We start from the raw sequence: 14,571 nt of genomic DNA on the forward strand, positions 1-14,571 counted from the left end.
GTTAACACAAAATAACTAACCTAAAGAGGGCTCCCGCGGGAGCCCTCTTGATACGCTCAATGTGGTTGAGCGCTTACTTGCGTTCGATATGCTGATATTCACCGGCATCGTCAGTCGCATTGCTGACTACGATGATGGCGATAAAGGACGCGATGAAGCCAGGAATAATCTCGTACACGCCAGGGCCACCCAGGAATTCACCGTTCCAGCCCAGTGAGATCCAGATCATGACGGTGAGAGCACCCACGACCATGCCTGCGATGGCGCCATTGCCATTGGTGCGTGACCACATCAACGACAAGATAATCAGCGGACCAAACGCGGCGCCGAAGCCTGCCCAAGCGTTACTGACCAGCCCCAGAACCTGGGAGTTTTCGTCAGAGGCAATAATCGCTGCCACAATGCCCACAAGTACTACACAGACGCGGCCTACGGCGACACACTGCGCTTCAGTTGCATTCTTGTGCAGGAACAGGCGATAGAAGTCTTCGGTCAGTGACGAAGACGCCACCAGAAGCTGGCTTGAAACGGTGCTCATAACCGCTGCGAGCAGCGCCGCATAGAGGAAGCCGGTAATCAACGGATGGAACAGTAGGTCTGCCAGGATGATAAAGATCGTTTCCGGATCTTGGACATCAATACCGTTGCGGATCGCATAGGCCCGGCCGAAGATGCCCAAAGAAACGGCACCAATCAGCGAGATAAGCATCCAGCCCATGCCAATGTTGCGGGCAATGGGCACATCCTTGAGTGTACGGATCGCCATGAAGCGCACAATGATGTGCGGCTGGCCGAAATAACCCAGGCCCCAGGTCACAGCCGACAGCCACCCGATGAAGGTCAGCCCCGACGTCCAGGAAAGCAGGGTGGGATCGACTTCATTCAGGGTCTGCGTGGCCTGCGATAAACCGCCGCCACCTTCGCCAAACAGCACCACCGCTGGCATGATCACCAGTGCCAGCATCATGATGCAGCCTTGCACGAAGTCCGTCATGCTCACGGCCAGGAAGCCGCCGACAACCGTATAAATAAGCACCACGCCCAGAGTGATCATGACACCCATGGCGTAGTTGCTCATGTCGCCGAAGTTGTAAATGCCAGTAAACGCGCTTTCAAACAGCTTGCCCCCTGCCACCAGGCCTGAGGCGGTATAGACTGCGAAAAAGATCACGATAACGATGGCAGACACTGTGCGCAGTGACATGGAACGGGTGGGGAAGCGGTTTGCCAGAAAAGCAGGGATGGTGATCGCGTTGCCGTAGTGAACGGTCTGTTCACGAAGACGAGGGGCGACCAGAATCCAGTTGAATAACGCCCCCACGAGCAAACCAATGCCAATCCAGGCGGAACCCAAGCCAGATACGAACATTGCCCCAGGCAAGCCCAGCAGCAACCAGCCGCTCATATCCGACGCACCGGCCGACAGGGCCGCTACTTTTGGGCTGAGGGTACGACCACCCAGCATGTAATCTTCGGAGGAAGAGGTGGATTTGCGCATCGCATAAATACCGATGGCGACCATGAGCGCAAAATACGCTATGAGACTGATCCAAACACCAATAGCCATGTAATTTCTCCGGTTCGTCAGGACGGAATTAGCTCCGACCGGTTAGCGCCGTTACCGTGTAGAATCCGGTAGTGGCCCGCATTATTTTTTTAACTTCGTTTGCTATTACGTTACGAGGCCTAACGAGCGCCTACTAGAGATAGTGTCAGAAAAGTTGATGGCACGTTTATCAGCAATGATCCCACTATTATTTTCGACCATGTGGTAGTTCCCTGTTCAGGAGTTTTGGTTTGTCGTTGATGAGCTACTCACTCATCGCCTAGCGCCAACAGCGACGCGTTCCCGCCTAACGCAGCGGTGTTATTAGTAATCGTTTTTTCAGTCATAAAGCGTTGCAGATAAAGAACAAATGAGTAACAAGGCGTTTCGCCCAAACCAATAACTGAATGTAGAGTGCCGCCACCTCGAGTGTATGTTGGTTCCGCGGCAAAACGTGTCAATTTCGCGGCAAGAGCAGCAATTATACGACTTTAGTAGAGTTTCTGCTGGCCTGCTAGCGGCCCTAAAGCAGCATTTGACGGGCTCATGGCGATCGGTGGTACATCCGCTTGGCGCAGTTTGCGCGGCGACAATCCGTAGCTACGGCGAAATGCATGGGAGAGCGCGCTTTGATTGGCAAAGCCGGTTTGAATGGCAATATCGGTGAGGGGAAGACGGCTTTGTAGGACCAGTTGGCGGGCCGCATGCAGACGCTGGCGCTTAACGTACTGCCAGGGCGACAGCCCGGTTTGGGCGCGGAAGCAGTCGGAGAAATGCGCTTCGCTTAAACAGGCTAGCCGGGCTAAATCGGCGACGCGCAGGTCTTCGGCGAGGTGCTGACGAATAAAGCGGTTAATGCGCGTCAAGTCCAGGCGCTGCTGGTTGCTGTTGGCGGTGGTGCCTAATCGCGCTTTCAGTGAGCCCAGCAGCGTGGCAGCCAAGCGGTCTTGCTGAAAGGAGTTAGTCGAGGTGTCAAACCCTTGAGCAAGTTCGCTTTGCATAAATGCTAAATAGTGTTGCAGCGCGTTATCTAGGCCAAAAAAACGCGGTGCATCAAACAGCGCTACCAGTTCGCGGTTTTCACCGGTGAGCGCGGGGGCGTCTTCGGGGAGGTCAAAAATTAATTGCCGATTGTGGCCGTAACCCGAGTAGTAGTGCTCGTGATTAGCAGGCACGATACAGCCCGAAAAGGCATTAACTCTGCCACCTAAGCCTTCAATTTCAAATTCTGATGAGCCACACAGCGTAATCACAATCTGATGAAAGTCATGGGTATGATGATGCGTTGCGCTGGCTAGCGGAATTTGTCGAATGGTACTGGGCATGCAGGTCTCCTTAATCGCAATAGGTCTGCTGAACCGCTACTGCTGGCGGAGGGCTGTATGTGCGGACAAATGATCGCGAAGGGCCTTAAGTTCAGCCTGGCCCTCTTGATTGAGCAATGGTTTACCCTGGGCTACCATCCAGCGTCGGCCATGCTGTTCCATTAAATGCGCGGCTCGGCGACGAATGCCATCCAAATACTCATTATGCCGAATAGGGTAGCCGATAATAGCGTTCCACTCGGTTTCGCTTACCTGGCTGTTGAGCGCTTTATCAAACAGCGCCAGTAAATCCTTAGGTTCAGTGCGGTAGCGCGGCGTGCTTGAGGTCATCAACACCAGCATTACCGCGCCAATCACCAGCAAGCACACTCCAAATACCAATAAATACAGCGCCATTCGCTGGGCTCCTAGGCGTCATCAGTTCACAAATTGTCATTTAATTATACGCTTGACGCCGCCAAGGTCGAAAATTTTACTATTTTGCGAACTTTTCCAGCGCGGCGTGTCTGAGTATGTACAGACAACAGCGCGATAGCAGTCGCTAAAGTTGTTGTTCTGGCTCTTTGTTTTGATCCCTTGCTTCCGCTACTCCTTGAGTAGCGGTTTTTTTTTGCCTGATGCTTGCCTGTTATATCGCCGCTTAAAGAAAGCGTAGCCAGCATAACGGCTAATGGCGGCGAATCATTAGCAGCGCAATTAGGATATCACGTCGTGTCACGATGCCTATCAACCGCTGTTGCTCCACGACCGGGTATACCTTGGGTTTCGCTGACCGCATTTCCTGTGCCAAGTCGGTAATGCTCTTATTCGGTGATACGCTGAGTACTTCGTGGCGCATCAACTCTTTAACGAGCGGCGCCTCATCATCGTGATAGATACTATCAAGCACACGGCCCAATACATCCTGCTCCGAAATAAAGCCGATTAAGCGGTCGGCGGCATCAACCACCGGTGCGCCTGGCAAGCGGTGCAGTGCCAGGCCCTTGGCTAATGTGGTGATTGATGCGTCGGGTGAAACACGGTAGCAATCGCGGGACATGATGTCGCGAACGATGTTGGGTGCAGCTCTACTCATCATGGACACTCCTCGATCATCGTATTCAGCGCTGTGACAATAATAAAGCTGTCGCAGGCAGTGCGTTCTGATTGTTCGTTGTTGTAGGCACTAAGGTAATATCAACTCTTTCACTGTAGGTGATTTGTTCATGGCGTGCGTCCTGCAAGCTATCTTTATTCAACGCTATAAGTACTGAATTTTCTGTGTTGTTAATTTTCTAATGGCATCACCTGACCGTTAATTAAGGCATCAAGGAGCCTTCCATGGATGCACGTGAATATTTAAACCGCAAAGGCGTGGGGAGTGAACGTGACCCGGATCGACCCAATACATTAGAAGAGAAAGCCTGGGAACGGGCGAGGGGCTCTGGTCACCAACGGCCTAAATCGGGCACACCCCATGATTGGGAAGACTGGGAGCGCCATCACGATGACTTGGCTGAAGGGGCTGAAACCCTTGAGCAAAAAATCGATAAAGAAGCCCATCATCCTACCCAGGAGCGGGCAGCTCAGGCCGCTAAAGAGTCAGCTCCTGACGCCGTAGAACACTTCACTCCACCGCCCAAGGCGGCGCTAGACGCGACTCCGGCTGCATCATCCAAAACGGCATCAGTGAGCCAGGCAGAACCAGTGACACCCGAGCCCGCCGCGTTGAAGTTCGCCTATTATGCCCTGGCGATATGTCTGCCACCCCTCGCAGTCGGCTTAACACAGGGCGGCCAAAAGCGTGTGATTCTCGCGTTGGTGTTGACACTGGCGGGTTGGTTGCCGGGTGTGGTGTATGCGGTTTGGTGGTTGCAGCGGCGTTAACCAACGGTTGTTATTACGTTTACGACTTGGCAGCTTCATCCATGTGCGTATAATCCTCGTAAACTAATTTATAAGCCGGGGTTTACTATGGGTTATCTAATGGGCGTTACCGCCCTGTGGGCATTTTCCTTTTCGTTGATAGGGGTTTATCTGGCTGGGCAGGTCGACAGCTACTTTGCGGTGCTGCTACGAGTAACGCTTGCCATGCTGGTGTTCCTGCCGTTTTTACGCCCCAGCCTGCTGCGCGGTAAGCAGCGGCTCGCCCTCATGGGATTAGGTGCCATCCAATTGGGAGTGATGTACACCTTCTTCTACCAATCCTTTTTGCTGTTGTCGGTGCCAGAAGTACTGCTGTTCACGATCTTTACGCCTATCTATATCGCACTGCTGGATGACCTTCTGTTTGGCCGCTTTACCCCCATCTATCTCGTGACGGCACTGCTTGCAGTTCTCGGGGCAGGCGTTATCCGCTATGACGGTGTCGATAGCGGCTTCTGGATGGGCTTTTTAGTGGTGCAAGGGGCAAACCTTTGCTTTGCTATTGGTCAGGTAGGTTATCGTCGATTAGCGGCTGATTTGCCTCCTACGCTGGCGTGGCACAATGTGTTTGGCTGGTTCTTCGTTGGCGCAATGTTAGTGGCACTACCCGCTTATTTACTCTTCGGCAACAGCGCTGCATTACCGACCACATCGCTGCAGTGGGGCGTACTGGCCTGGCTGGGGTTAGTGGCGTCTGGCGTTGGCTACTTTGCCTGGAATCAGGGCGCCACTAAAGTGGATGCTGGCACGCTAGCGATTATGAATAATGCGCTGGTGCCAGCAGGGCTTATCGTTAACCTGGTAATTTGGAACCGCGATGCGGATATCCCGCGCTTGCTGCTGGGCGCGCTTATCATTGCGGCCTCGCTGTGGCTCAACCATTGGTGGTGCCAGCGTCGTCAAGTGGCCGTTAGCTAAGCCTATTTGCCCGATACCTCAGGTGTCTCCATAATGGCGGCTTCTGTTAGCGAGAGTCGGCCCATGAGCAACACCTTACCGCCAGATGCCAAATCTTCAGAGGCTATGTCTTCAGAGACTAGGTCGCACTCCAGCGATCAATCAGGCAGGCCCTTTAAAACCATCGGGCTGATTGGTCGGTTGGGTAGCGATAAAGTAATCGATTCTCTGCAGCGTCTGGTGACCTATCTCGTCGCCCATGAGTATTCGGTGCTGGTGGAAGACCGCACGGCTACTGCCTTGCCGCACCATGGTCAACCGGAAGCAAGCCGCCGCATGTTGGGGGAGCTGTGCGATCTGGTGATCGTGGTGGGTGGCGATGGCAGTTTGCTTGGCGCGGCGCGTACGCTCTGCCGAAGCGGAACGCTTATTTTAGGGGTCAATCGTGGCCGCTTAGGGTTTCTCACGGACATTTCGCCAGATGAGCTGGAAACCCGTGTTAGTGAAGTGCTCGCGGGCGAATTTGAGATTGAACAGCGTTTCCTGTTAGACGCCGTGCTCTACCGTAACGGTGTTGCGGTGGGCAACGGCGATGCCTTGAATGAGGTCGTTCTGCACCCCGGTAAAGCGGTGCGCATGATTGAGTTTGAACTGTTTATTGATGGTCAGTTTGTTTATAGCCAGCGCAGCGATGGCTTGATTGTCGCCACGCCTACCGGCTCTACGGCTTATGCACTCTCGGGTGGCGGGCCGATCATGCACCCCAAACTTGATGTAGTGACGCTGGTGCCGATGTTTCCCCATACGCTGTCGAGTCGGCCAATCGTGATTGATGCCGCCAGCGAAATCCGTATTCATATTGGCGAAACTAACCAAACCTATCCGCATATAAGCTGCGATGGGCAAACGCGGGCGGTAGCGAAGCCCAACGATGTGTTGGTGATTACCCGTAAGCCTGAACGCGTTCAACTGGTGCACCCCATCGGACATAATTTCTACGAAGTGCTGCGCAGCAAATTAGGCTGGAGCCACCGGTTGGGGGATTAAGCATGCAGCGTGAAACGCAAGGCAGGCCTCAGCTGGAAGGATATGACCTGATTGGTGATGTCCACGGCTGTGGCGCTACGTTAGCCGCATTACTCGAAAAGCTGGGTTATCATCAGCGCAGCGGTGTATACCGCCATCCACACCGCAAGGTGATTTTCCTTGGCGACCTGATTGATCGCGGGCCGCGTATTCGCTTGGCTGTGACCATTGCCCGGCGGATGGTAGAGCAGGGCGAGGCCTACATTGTGATGGGTAACCATGAGTACAACGCCCTGGCGTATACCCATCCAGGGCCTGCAGGTAGCCACAAGCGCTGGCTGCGTGAGCATACACCCCGTCATAATCGCATTATTCAAGACACCCTAGAGCAGTATCGCGACTACACCAACGAGTGGGAAGATACGTTGGCGTGGTTTAAAACTATCCCGCTCTGCCTTGAGGTAGATGGGATTCGGGTGGTGCATGCCTGTTGGGATCAGAAACTGATTGACGAGCTAAAGCAGCGACGTCCTGATCAATGTATGGACACCGAGTTTTTGGTTGAATCCACCGACCCCACTACCCAAGCGTATCAAATACTGGATCGCCTCACTCGAGGCCCGCATGTCTCGCTGCCCGAAGGTATTGCGATACACTCTGGCGATGGCTTTACGCGGAAAAGTTTTCGCGCTCACTTTTGGGCTCAAGACCCGCAACAGTGGGGTGATGTGGTCTTCCAACCGGATAACCTGCCCGGCGATCTTGAAACCCGCGAACTCACGGCCGAAGAGCGGCAGCAATTGAGTTATTATGGGCCAGAACAGCCACCGTTATTTATTGGTCACTACTGGTGCGAAGGGATACCGTCGCTTCCTGCTGGTAATATCGCCTGTTTAGACTACAGCGCGGTCAAATATGGCCGGTTAGTCGCTTATCGCTGGAGCGGGGAGACGACGCTAAATGCCGACCACTTTGTATGGATTAAGGTGCCGAAAGAGGAGCGGGCATTGCCTAAACCCTGGGAAATTGATTTTGATTAGGTGATTATTTCTTTGGTTACTTTTTTTTACATAATTTTTGCAAAACGGCTGAACTAACGCTGCTGTCGGCTATCAGAGTAAGTGTTCCCTTGAATGATCCCTTGCTTTTATTCTCCGGCGGTCCCCACCGCCGGTTTTTTTTGCCTGCTTGTTGGCAGCCGATAGCTTGCCCAATACCTACTCGCTGCGGTCAGCATGCCGTTAGCGCATTGATTAGAGGGATGTTATGCATCCAGTGATGCTTTTGCCCGATCACGCGGATACAAGCGAACTGCGCAAGGCACTTTGGCGCCACCGCATTGGTCACCGCATTACCGACGAGGCCGACGGCCAGCTGCTATGGATTGCTGACCCTCGTCAACACGATGAACTAACATCACTGGTAGAGCGCTGGAAACAGGGGGAACCCCTGGAGCTTCAGCACTCAGCCAAGCGTTCACGGAACATGACTTCTTCCCTGACTTCTCTCAAACAAGTGCCGGTGACGGCCTTGATGATTGCGATAAGCGTGGTGGTGTTTGCCCTGATAGGGGTGTTCGGTGATCAACTGATCGTGACGTTGACCATCGTGCCCATCGGTATTTCAGGGGGTGAGCTGGTTTTCGGTCAGCTGTCGCAAACGCTCTCGTCAGGGCAGGTGTGGCGCTTACTATCGCCTGCATTTCTGCACTTTGGCTGGATGCATTTGATATTTAATCTGATGTGGGTGTGGTACTTCGGCCGTCAGATTGAAGCGTTGCAGGGCAGCCGCACTATGCTACTGCTACTTATTGTGGCGGGCATAGGGGCCAACATTGCTCAGTACCTGACCGGTACCGTATTGTTTGGCGGTATGTCCGGTGTGGTTTATGCGCTGCTGGCCCACGTTTGGTTAATGTCGCGGCGGGTGCCCCGAAGCGGTTTCTTTGTGCCGCAAATGCTGGTGGTCTTCATGCTGGGGTGGATGGTGTTCACCATGACCGATATGGCGGGCAGCGTTGGTTTTGGCAATGTCGCTAATGAAGCGCATTTGGGTGGCCTACTCGTGGGGCTCATCACAGGCTGGTATTATTCATCCCGCCGTTTGAAAAAACATTAAGAGGCCGCAATGAGCGAAATGACGTTCGAGAAAATGATTAACCAGATGACCCCAGCGATCTATGAGAGCCTAAAACAGGCGGTATCGCTGCGCAAATGGCCTGATGGTCGTCGCTTAACGCCCGAGCAGACCGAGCTCTGTTTGGAAGCGGTGATGCGCTATGAAGCCGAGAATAACGTGCCGGAAGAGAGCCGCGTAGGCTATTTAGAGCAGCGTACCTGTGGGGCAGCTGCCAGCGGCGCTGGTGTAACACCAGAAATGGCCGGCTTGGCACGGGATGCCGCGCGTGATTGAAGCGGTAGTGCAAGGTTGTTTAAGCAAAATGGCGGCAGCGCTGCCTGATCGTCAGCATGAGCAGGTAGCCTACCATTTGCGTGCAGGGGAGCACCGTGTCGCGCTTAATGAGCGTATCGGTGAGCCGCTTAGTTTGCGTTGGACAGGCGCGATTGCCTGTACCCACTGTGGGCGGGCGACCAAGAAGAGCTTTGCCCAAGGCCATTGTTATCCTTGCTTTAAGCGGTTAGCACAATGCGATACCTGCATTATGAAACCGGAAACCTGCCACTTTTTCCAAGGCACCTGCCGTGAGCCGGAGTGGGGTGAGAAGCACTGTTTTCAGCCTCACATCGTTTACTTGGCTAACTCTTCTGGCTTGAAAGTAGGTATTACGCGTAAAACCCAAATGCCGACCCGTTGGTTGGATCAAGGTGCGATACAGGCGCTGCCGATTCTGGAAGTCGATACCCGGCAGCAGTCCGGGTTTGTCGAAATGCTGTTCAAAGAGCAGGTGGCCGATCGCACCAACTGGCGGGCCATGCTTAAAGGTGATGTTACAGCAATGGATTTAGCCGCTGAGCGTGACCGGCTGCTGAGCCTTTTAGCTGGCGGGCTGAATCAACTCCGCGAGACTCATGGGGCAGATGCCATTCGCACCCTGGAGCAGCCCGCACAAGAATTTCACTACCCGGTCAGCGTCTTCCCAAAAAAAGTGGTGTCGCATAATTTTGATAAGCAACCGGTGGTGGAAGGCGTGCTGCAAGGCGTCAAAGGCCAGTATTTGCTACTTGATAGCGGCGTTATTAATCTCCGCAAATTCACAGGTTACGAGATCCAGGTGAGTTAATCGGCTAGCCAGAGTGCGGTGAGTTGGCTAAGGTTAGGGGGTCGCATTATCTCGCCTTAAGCAATGCAAGGAAGCCCCGATGCCCTGGCTTAAACTGCTTCACATTGCCGCGCTAGTGATCTGGTGCGGCTCGCTGTTGTATTTGCCCGCTTTGCTCAGCCAAACGCTGCAGCTACGTAAAGACTCGGGCTTTGCTCAGGGCACGCCACCGATGCCGCGTTTTTTTTATAATTCTGTTGCTACTCCAGCCGCCCTGGTGGCGATAGCGTCGGGTACGTTGCTGTTTCTCACTCATGGCATATTGGGCGGCTGGTTAATCTTAAAGCTTGGGGCCGTGGTGGCGATGGTGGCCGCTCATGGCTGTTTTGGCTGGTTAATACTGCGCCTTGAGCAGGGCCACTACCGTTGGGTGAAGCCAGCCAACTGGACAGCGCTATGCGTTGCGTTAGTGGCCATTCTCAGCGTGCTAGGCTTTGTATTAGCAAAACCGCTGGATTGGAGCTAACACTGTGGCTCTAGTCCTCAACGTCGACTCCTACCGCATGTTCATACACCAACTGGCCGCCCAGCAGACCCGCCACGGCGATCAAGCCAGCGGTGATCAGCGATACGGCCAATCCCCAGGGCAAAATCGCACTGGCGTCGTTAAAGCGCAGCAGCCAGTTCAGCGACGCCAGCGAGAGCATTACGACCGCTACGATGGCATGACTCCAGCCGGTAACCAGGCGGCGAATACGCGGCACGGTGACCAAGTCGATAATCCCCGCCGTACTGGCAATCCAGCCCCCAAACGCACCGACGCCAGCCAGCCACAGGCTGGCGCGCAGCCAGAATTCATCACCACTCAGCAAAAAGCCGATATCGCTGGCCACCAGCGCCAACAGCGCGGCGACCGGGAAATGAATCATCACTGGATGCAATGGGTGGCCGGCGATAGAGGCGCGGCTTACGATCGAGAGTTGGCGAGTTTTTGCCATGGTCACTTCCTGTGGGCAGAAAAGGGGGTTCAGGGATGAGGCTTAGTCTTCAATGTTTAACACGTATCCAGCGCTTAACAAGTATTCAACGCTTAACCCAGCAGAGGGTCAACCGGCTGGGTATTCTGCTCGCACTATTAGCTGGATTACTGCTAACCGGCTGCGCGGGCGATAAGTCTATTCTAGACCCAGCAGGCCAAGCTGCGCGAGATGTGGTGATGATTTGGTGGGTGATGCTAGGGTTTGGCACCGTGGTTTTAGTCATGGTCACCGTTTTTTGGCTGTCTACCTTTAAGCGTAAAGAGGTGGCACGCACGCCGGTAGAAGAGCGCCGGGTGGCACGGCGTTGGATTGTCGGCGGCGGGATAATACTGCCAGTCGCCAGTATTATCGCGCTGTTAACTTTTGGTGTGCCGACGGGTCAACGTATGTTAACGCTGCCTTTAAGCGATCCACCGGAAGTGATTGAAGTCATCGGCCATCAGTGGTGGTGGGAAGTGCGCTACCCAGGAGCGGAAGGCGGCGAAGTGGTGACTGCTAATCAACTCATCATGCCGGCGGGTGAGCCCATTGATTTTCATGTTACCGGTGCCGATGTGATCCATGCCTTTTGGGTGCCGCGGTTAGGTGGCAAGATTGATATGGTTCCAGGGCGCATCAATAAAATACGCTTGGAAGCGGATGAGCCAGCGGTATTTGGCGCTCAATGCGCCGAGTTCTGCGGCGCCCAGCATGCCCAGATGCAGCTCTATGTAGAAGCTGTCGAGCGCGACGAGTACGACGCTTGGTTGACTGACCGTCAAACGGATGAATTGTCGTCGCTAGCGACAAACGAGCAACAGCATGAACCTGCCAGGGAGGCATTTATGACCCATTGCGCGAGCTGCCACCGGGTAGCCGGGCTCTCAACGGCTGGAGAAGGGCCTGACCTTTCTGATTTAGGCAGCCGTACCAGCTTAGGAGCGGGCATTATGGCCATGGAAGAGGGCGCGGTGACCCACTGGCTGCAACACCATCAACGTTTAAAACCAGGCAATAAAATGCCGCCCCACGATGATATTGACACCGCTACCTTGGCGTCCCTGGGTGCTTGGCTGGAGAGCTTGACACCATGACGACCATTAATCGTGAAGTGACGCCACCGGGCGATTTACCCGAAAATCCTCAGCGGTTGCACAACGATCTGCATGAGATCTGGGGAAACCCGCGCGGCTTAAAAGCACTGACCATTGTAAACCACACCACCCTAGGCCTGAGATTCATGGTCACGGGGATGGTATTTTTCTTGATCGGCGGTCTGTTGGCCATGCTGGTACGCACCCAGCTGGCGCTTTCTGATCAAGATTTCATGACGCCGGATATCTATAACCAAGTCACCACCATGCACGGCACGGTGATGATGTTCCTGTTCGCTATCCCGATGCTGGAAGGGCTGGCGATTTACATGATTCCCAAGATGATTGGTGCCCGCGATCTGGTCTGCCCACGGCTAACATCGCTGGGCTACTGGTGCTATCTGTTCGGCGGCATTATTTTAACGTTTAGTTTGGTGTTAGAGATGGCACCGAACAGTGGCTGGTTCATGTATACCCCGCTCAGTAGTAGCGAGTATTCACCGGGTTTAGGTTCGGACTTTTGGCTACTGGGGATCACCTTTGTTGAAATCTCCGCGCTCTCTGCAGGTGTAGAACTGGTGGTTTCAATACTGCGTACGCGTACCCAAGGAATGGCGCTGCATAAAATGCCGCTGTTTGCCTGGTACATTCTCGCGATGGCTTTAATGATAGTGGTCGGTTTCCCGCCGCTGATTCTGGGCAGTATTTTACTTGAGCTCGAGCGTGCCGCGGGGATGCCTTTTTTTGACGTGGCCGGGGGCGGAGACCCCATTCTTTGGCAGCATCTCTTCTGGCTGTTCGGTCACCCTGAGGTTTACATCATCTTTTTACCGGCGGCGGGGATAGTGTCTACGCTGATACCGGTGTTCGCTGGCCGTCCGATTGTGGGCTATGGCTGGGTGGTTTTTGCCATTGTCACCACCGGCTTTATCAGCTTTGGATTATGGGTCCACCATATGTTTACCGTGGGGATTCCCCAGCTGGCTCAAGCCTTCTTTTCAGCCGCCAGTATGCTGGTCGCGGTGCCCACGGCGATTCAGGTATTTGTTTGGCTGGCGACGTTATGGCTGGGTAAGCCGAAGATGAAGCTGCCGATGCTATGGATATTAGGCTTCTTGATCATTTTTGTGTGCGGCGGCTTAACGGGGGTAATGCTGGCGCTGGTGCCGTTTAACTGGCAAGTGCACGATACCCACTTCGTGGTGGCGCATATGCACTACGTTTTAGTCGGCGGAATGTTCTTCCCGCTGATCGCCGGGCTTTACTACTGGCTGCCCCTCTTTTCAGGCCGTATGCCTTCTGAAACGCTGGGTAAATGGGGCTTCTGGCTGACATTCATCGGTTTTAATACCACCTTCCTGATTATGCACTGGACCGGGCTGCTGGGTATGCCGCGCCGTGTTTACTCTTATGACGCGGGCATGGGTTGGGATATTTTTAATCTAATTTCTTCCGTAGGTGGCTTCATTATGTCGGCGGGGATTGCCATGGTGCTGCTGGATTTTGCCCTACACTTCCGTTTTGGCAAGCCCGCTAAGCCTAATCCATGGAATGCTGATGGCCTTGAGTGGGCCAATAGCATGCCGCCAAGCGCCTATAATTTTGTCAGTTTGCCAAAAATCGAGACACGCCACCCGCTTTGGGATGACCCTGATTTGCCGCGCACTATAGCGGAAGGCCAGCATAGTTTGGCGGTAGCGACTCATGGGCGACGTGAAATGTGGGGAACCGATCCGTTAACCGGCAAAGTGCGCGAAATTATTCACCTGCCGGGTAACTCGTGGTGGCCGCTTTTCGCTGCGATGGCGTTGGCAGTGGTGTGTATAAGTCTGCTGACTCGCCTTTACCCGTTGGCCGTTATCGCCGTGGTGGTCGCTGGATTGTTTCTATTGCGCTGGTCATGGGAAAACGGTGCACATCCTAAAGCTGCGCCTGATGCACGGGTGGCACCCGGCGATCCTCCGCTGCACTCGCGTACCATGGATGGCCCCGGGCTATGGGCAATGTCGATAACCATGCTCGCTAATGGCTCGTTCTTCCTTTCCTATTTGTTTGGCTGGTTCTACCTTTGGACGGTCTCGCCTGAATGGCGAATGCCTGAGGTATCACCGCTCTCCCTGGTGGGGCTGCTGTTGGCTGGTGGGGCACTCACGGTAGGTGCAGGCATCCTCGAAAAAATGATAAGCGGGTTGCGTCAGCAGCGTGATGCTGGGCTGTCACTAGGCATGTTCAGTATTAGCGCGCTTGGGTTTGTACAGGTGAGCATCACGCTTTGGGTACTGCTGAGCGCAGACCTTGCGGTTACCGAGAACTCTCATGATGCAATCATTATGGTGGGACTAGCGTATGCACTGTTTCATGGCGGTTTGGGTGCTGTGCTAACACTGCTTCAGGGCCTGCGGGTGGGTTATGGCTATGTGGGCGCCCATGCACCTTTTGAGCCCGCTGTCGTTGCTCAATTGTGGCGTTATAACGTGGCGACGTTCTGGATCATCGTGGGCGCGCTTGCCGTGCTGCCCCGTGTCATAGGGAGTTAGGC

At 54.2% G+C, this 14,571-nt stretch carries 15 protein-coding genes and 1 pseudogene; 10 read left to right on the plus strand and 6 right to left on the minus strand.

Features of this window, described 5'->3' with window-relative positions; translation table 11 throughout:
* Positions 1 to 73: 73 nt before the first annotated feature.
* The 5 genes and pseudogenes from putP to HZS80_RS16230 all read right to left on the minus strand — a co-directional run bounded on the left by putP (position 74) and on the right by HZS80_RS16230 (position 3,946).
* The gene (putP, locus tag HZS80_RS16215) at positions 74 to 1,567 is read right to left on the minus strand and encodes a sodium/proline symporter PutP (protein ID WP_035580246.1); all 1,494 of its coding nucleotides are present in this window, start codon (positions 1,565 to 1,567) and stop codon (positions 74 to 76) included.
* A gap of 248 nt (positions 1,568 to 1,815) precedes the next feature.
* Positions 1,816 to 1,908: pseudogene (locus HZS80_RS24155) on the minus strand (1-pyrroline-5-carboxylate dehydrogenase); the annotation flags it as partial.
* A gap of 129 nt (positions 1,909 to 2,037) precedes the next feature.
* Positions 2,038 to 2,871, minus strand: a complete 834-nt coding sequence (locus HZS80_RS16220; RefSeq protein WP_179916653.1) for an AraC family transcriptional regulator — start codon at positions 2,869 to 2,871, stop codon at positions 2,038 to 2,040.
* Positions 2,872 to 2,907: 36 nt separating this feature from the next.
* On the minus strand, positions 2,908 to 3,267 hold the full coding sequence (locus HZS80_RS16225) for a hypothetical protein (protein ID WP_008957014.1): 360 nt from the start codon (positions 3,265 to 3,267) through the stop codon (positions 2,908 to 2,910).
* 271 nt (positions 3,268 to 3,538) lie between these two features.
* The gene (locus HZS80_RS16230) at positions 3,539 to 3,946 is read right to left on the minus strand and encodes a CBS domain-containing protein (RefSeq protein ID WP_035557597.1); all 408 of its coding nucleotides are present in this window, start codon (positions 3,944 to 3,946) and stop codon (positions 3,539 to 3,541) included.
* Positions 3,947 to 4,191: 245 nt separating this feature from the next.
* Here HZS80_RS16230 and HZS80_RS16235 point away from each other — a divergent pair, with 245 nt between their 5' ends.
* The 8 genes from HZS80_RS16235 (at position 4,192) to HZS80_RS16270 (ending at position 10,445) form a co-directional block, all read left to right on the plus strand.
* Complete coding sequence (locus tag HZS80_RS16235) at positions 4,192 to 4,737, plus strand: YqaE/Pmp3 family membrane protein (protein WP_179916654.1); 546 nt, start codon at positions 4,192 to 4,194, stop codon at positions 4,735 to 4,737.
* A gap of 87 nt (positions 4,738 to 4,824) precedes the next feature.
* Positions 4,825 to 5,694: a carboxylate/amino acid/amine transporter gene (locus HZS80_RS16240; protein ID WP_035556992.1), complete on the plus strand. Its 870-nt coding sequence runs from the start codon at positions 4,825 to 4,827 to the stop codon at positions 5,692 to 5,694.
* Positions 5,695 to 5,799: 105 nt separating this feature from the next.
* Entirely contained in the window at positions 5,800 to 6,720 is a 921-nt protein-coding gene (locus tag HZS80_RS16245; RefSeq protein ID WP_179916675.1) for an NAD(+) kinase, read from the plus strand.
* A gap of 2 nt (positions 6,721 to 6,722) precedes the next feature.
* Positions 6,723 to 7,739, plus strand: coding sequence for a metallophosphoesterase (locus tag HZS80_RS16250; protein ID WP_235272535.1), 1,017 nt, complete (start codon positions 6,723 to 6,725; stop codon positions 7,737 to 7,739).
* 226 nt (positions 7,740 to 7,965) lie between these two features.
* A complete protein-coding gene (locus HZS80_RS16255) occupies positions 7,966 to 8,817 on the plus strand; it encodes a rhomboid family intramembrane serine protease (protein ID WP_035556996.1) in 852 nt (283 codons plus the stop codon).
* Between the two features lie 9 nt (positions 8,818 to 8,826).
* Positions 8,827 to 9,111, plus strand: coding sequence for a YeaC family protein (locus HZS80_RS16260; RefSeq protein ID WP_035556998.1), 285 nt, complete (start codon positions 8,827 to 8,829; stop codon positions 9,109 to 9,111).
* Positions 9,095 to 9,940 (plus strand): DUF2797 domain-containing protein, encoded by an 846-nt coding sequence (locus HZS80_RS16265; RefSeq protein ID WP_179916655.1) that lies wholly within the window; start codon positions 9,095 to 9,097, stop codon positions 9,938 to 9,940. Before HZS80_RS16260 ends, HZS80_RS16265 begins: the two co-directional genes overlap by 17 nt.
* 79 nt (positions 9,941 to 10,019) lie before the next feature.
* On the plus strand, positions 10,020 to 10,445 hold the full coding sequence (locus tag HZS80_RS16270; protein ID WP_035557020.1) for a CopD family protein: 426 nt from the start codon (positions 10,020 to 10,022) through the stop codon (positions 10,443 to 10,445).
* Positions 10,446 to 10,455: 10 nt separating this feature from the next.
* Here the strand turns inward: HZS80_RS16270 and HZS80_RS16275 are convergent, their stop codons facing one another.
* Entirely contained in the window at positions 10,456 to 10,917 is a 462-nt protein-coding gene (locus tag HZS80_RS16275) for a DUF2231 domain-containing protein (RefSeq protein ID WP_179916656.1), read from the minus strand.
* Positions 10,918 to 10,952: 35 nt separating this feature from the next.
* On the opposite strand from HZS80_RS16275, the gene coxB reads away from it, so the two are divergent.
* Positions 10,953 to 12,032 (plus strand): cytochrome c oxidase subunit II, encoded by a 1,080-nt coding sequence (coxB, locus tag HZS80_RS16280; RefSeq protein WP_179916657.1) that lies wholly within the window; start codon positions 10,953 to 10,955, stop codon positions 12,030 to 12,032.
* A complete protein-coding gene (gene ctaD, locus HZS80_RS16285) occupies positions 12,029 to 14,569 on the plus strand; it encodes a cytochrome c oxidase subunit I (protein ID WP_179916658.1) in 2,541 nt (846 codons plus the stop codon). Before coxB ends, ctaD begins: the two co-directional genes overlap by 4 nt.
* The last annotated feature ends 2 nt before the right edge of the window (positions 14,570 to 14,571 follow it).

This window comes from Vreelandella glaciei, assembly GCF_013415125.1.
In the GTDB taxonomy this organism is placed as follows: Bacteria; Pseudomonadota; Gammaproteobacteria; order Pseudomonadales; family Halomonadaceae; genus Vreelandella; species Vreelandella glaciei.

Bases quoted from the DNA above. Each gene is read 5' to 3' on its own strand.
- putP (WP_035580246.1), bottom strand. From the start codon at position 1,567: ATGGCTATTGGTGTTTGGATCAGTCTCATAGCGTATTTTGCGCTCATG.
- HZS80_RS16220 (WP_179916653.1), bottom strand. From the start codon at position 2,871: ATGCCCAGTACCATTCGACAAATTCCGCTAGCCAGCGCAACGCATCAT.
- HZS80_RS16225 (WP_008957014.1), bottom strand. From the start codon at position 3,267: ATGGCGCTGTATTTATTGGTATTTGGAGTGTGCTTGCTGGTGATTGGC.
- HZS80_RS16230 (WP_035557597.1), bottom strand. From the start codon at position 3,946: ATGAGTAGAGCTGCACCCAACATCGTTCGCGACATCATGTCCCGCGAT.
- HZS80_RS16235 (WP_179916654.1), top strand. From the start codon at position 4,192: ATGGATGCACGTGAATATTTAAACCGCAAAGGCGTGGGGAGTGAACGT.
- HZS80_RS16240 (WP_035556992.1), top strand. From the start codon at position 4,825: ATGGGTTATCTAATGGGCGTTACCGCCCTGTGGGCATTTTCCTTTTCG.
- HZS80_RS16245 (WP_179916675.1), top strand. From the start codon at position 5,800: ATGTCTTCAGAGACTAGGTCGCACTCCAGCGATCAATCAGGCAGGCCC.
- HZS80_RS16250 (WP_235272535.1), top strand. From the start codon at position 6,723: ATGCAGCGTGAAACGCAAGGCAGGCCTCAGCTGGAAGGATATGACCTG.
- HZS80_RS16255 (WP_035556996.1), top strand. From the start codon at position 7,966: ATGCATCCAGTGATGCTTTTGCCCGATCACGCGGATACAAGCGAACTG.
- HZS80_RS16260 (WP_035556998.1), top strand. From the start codon at position 8,827: ATGAGCGAAATGACGTTCGAGAAAATGATTAACCAGATGACCCCAGCG.
- HZS80_RS16265 (WP_179916655.1), top strand. From the start codon at position 9,095: ATGCCGCGCGTGATTGAAGCGGTAGTGCAAGGTTGTTTAAGCAAAATG.
- HZS80_RS16270 (WP_035557020.1), top strand. From the start codon at position 10,020: ATGCCCTGGCTTAAACTGCTTCACATTGCCGCGCTAGTGATCTGGTGC.
- HZS80_RS16275 (WP_179916656.1), bottom strand. From the start codon at position 10,917: ATGGCAAAAACTCGCCAACTCTCGATCGTAAGCCGCGCCTCTATCGCC.
- coxB (WP_179916657.1), top strand. From the start codon at position 10,953: ATGAGGCTTAGTCTTCAATGTTTAACACGTATCCAGCGCTTAACAAGT.
- ctaD (WP_179916658.1), top strand. From the start codon at position 12,029: ATGACGACCATTAATCGTGAAGTGACGCCACCGGGCGATTTACCCGAA.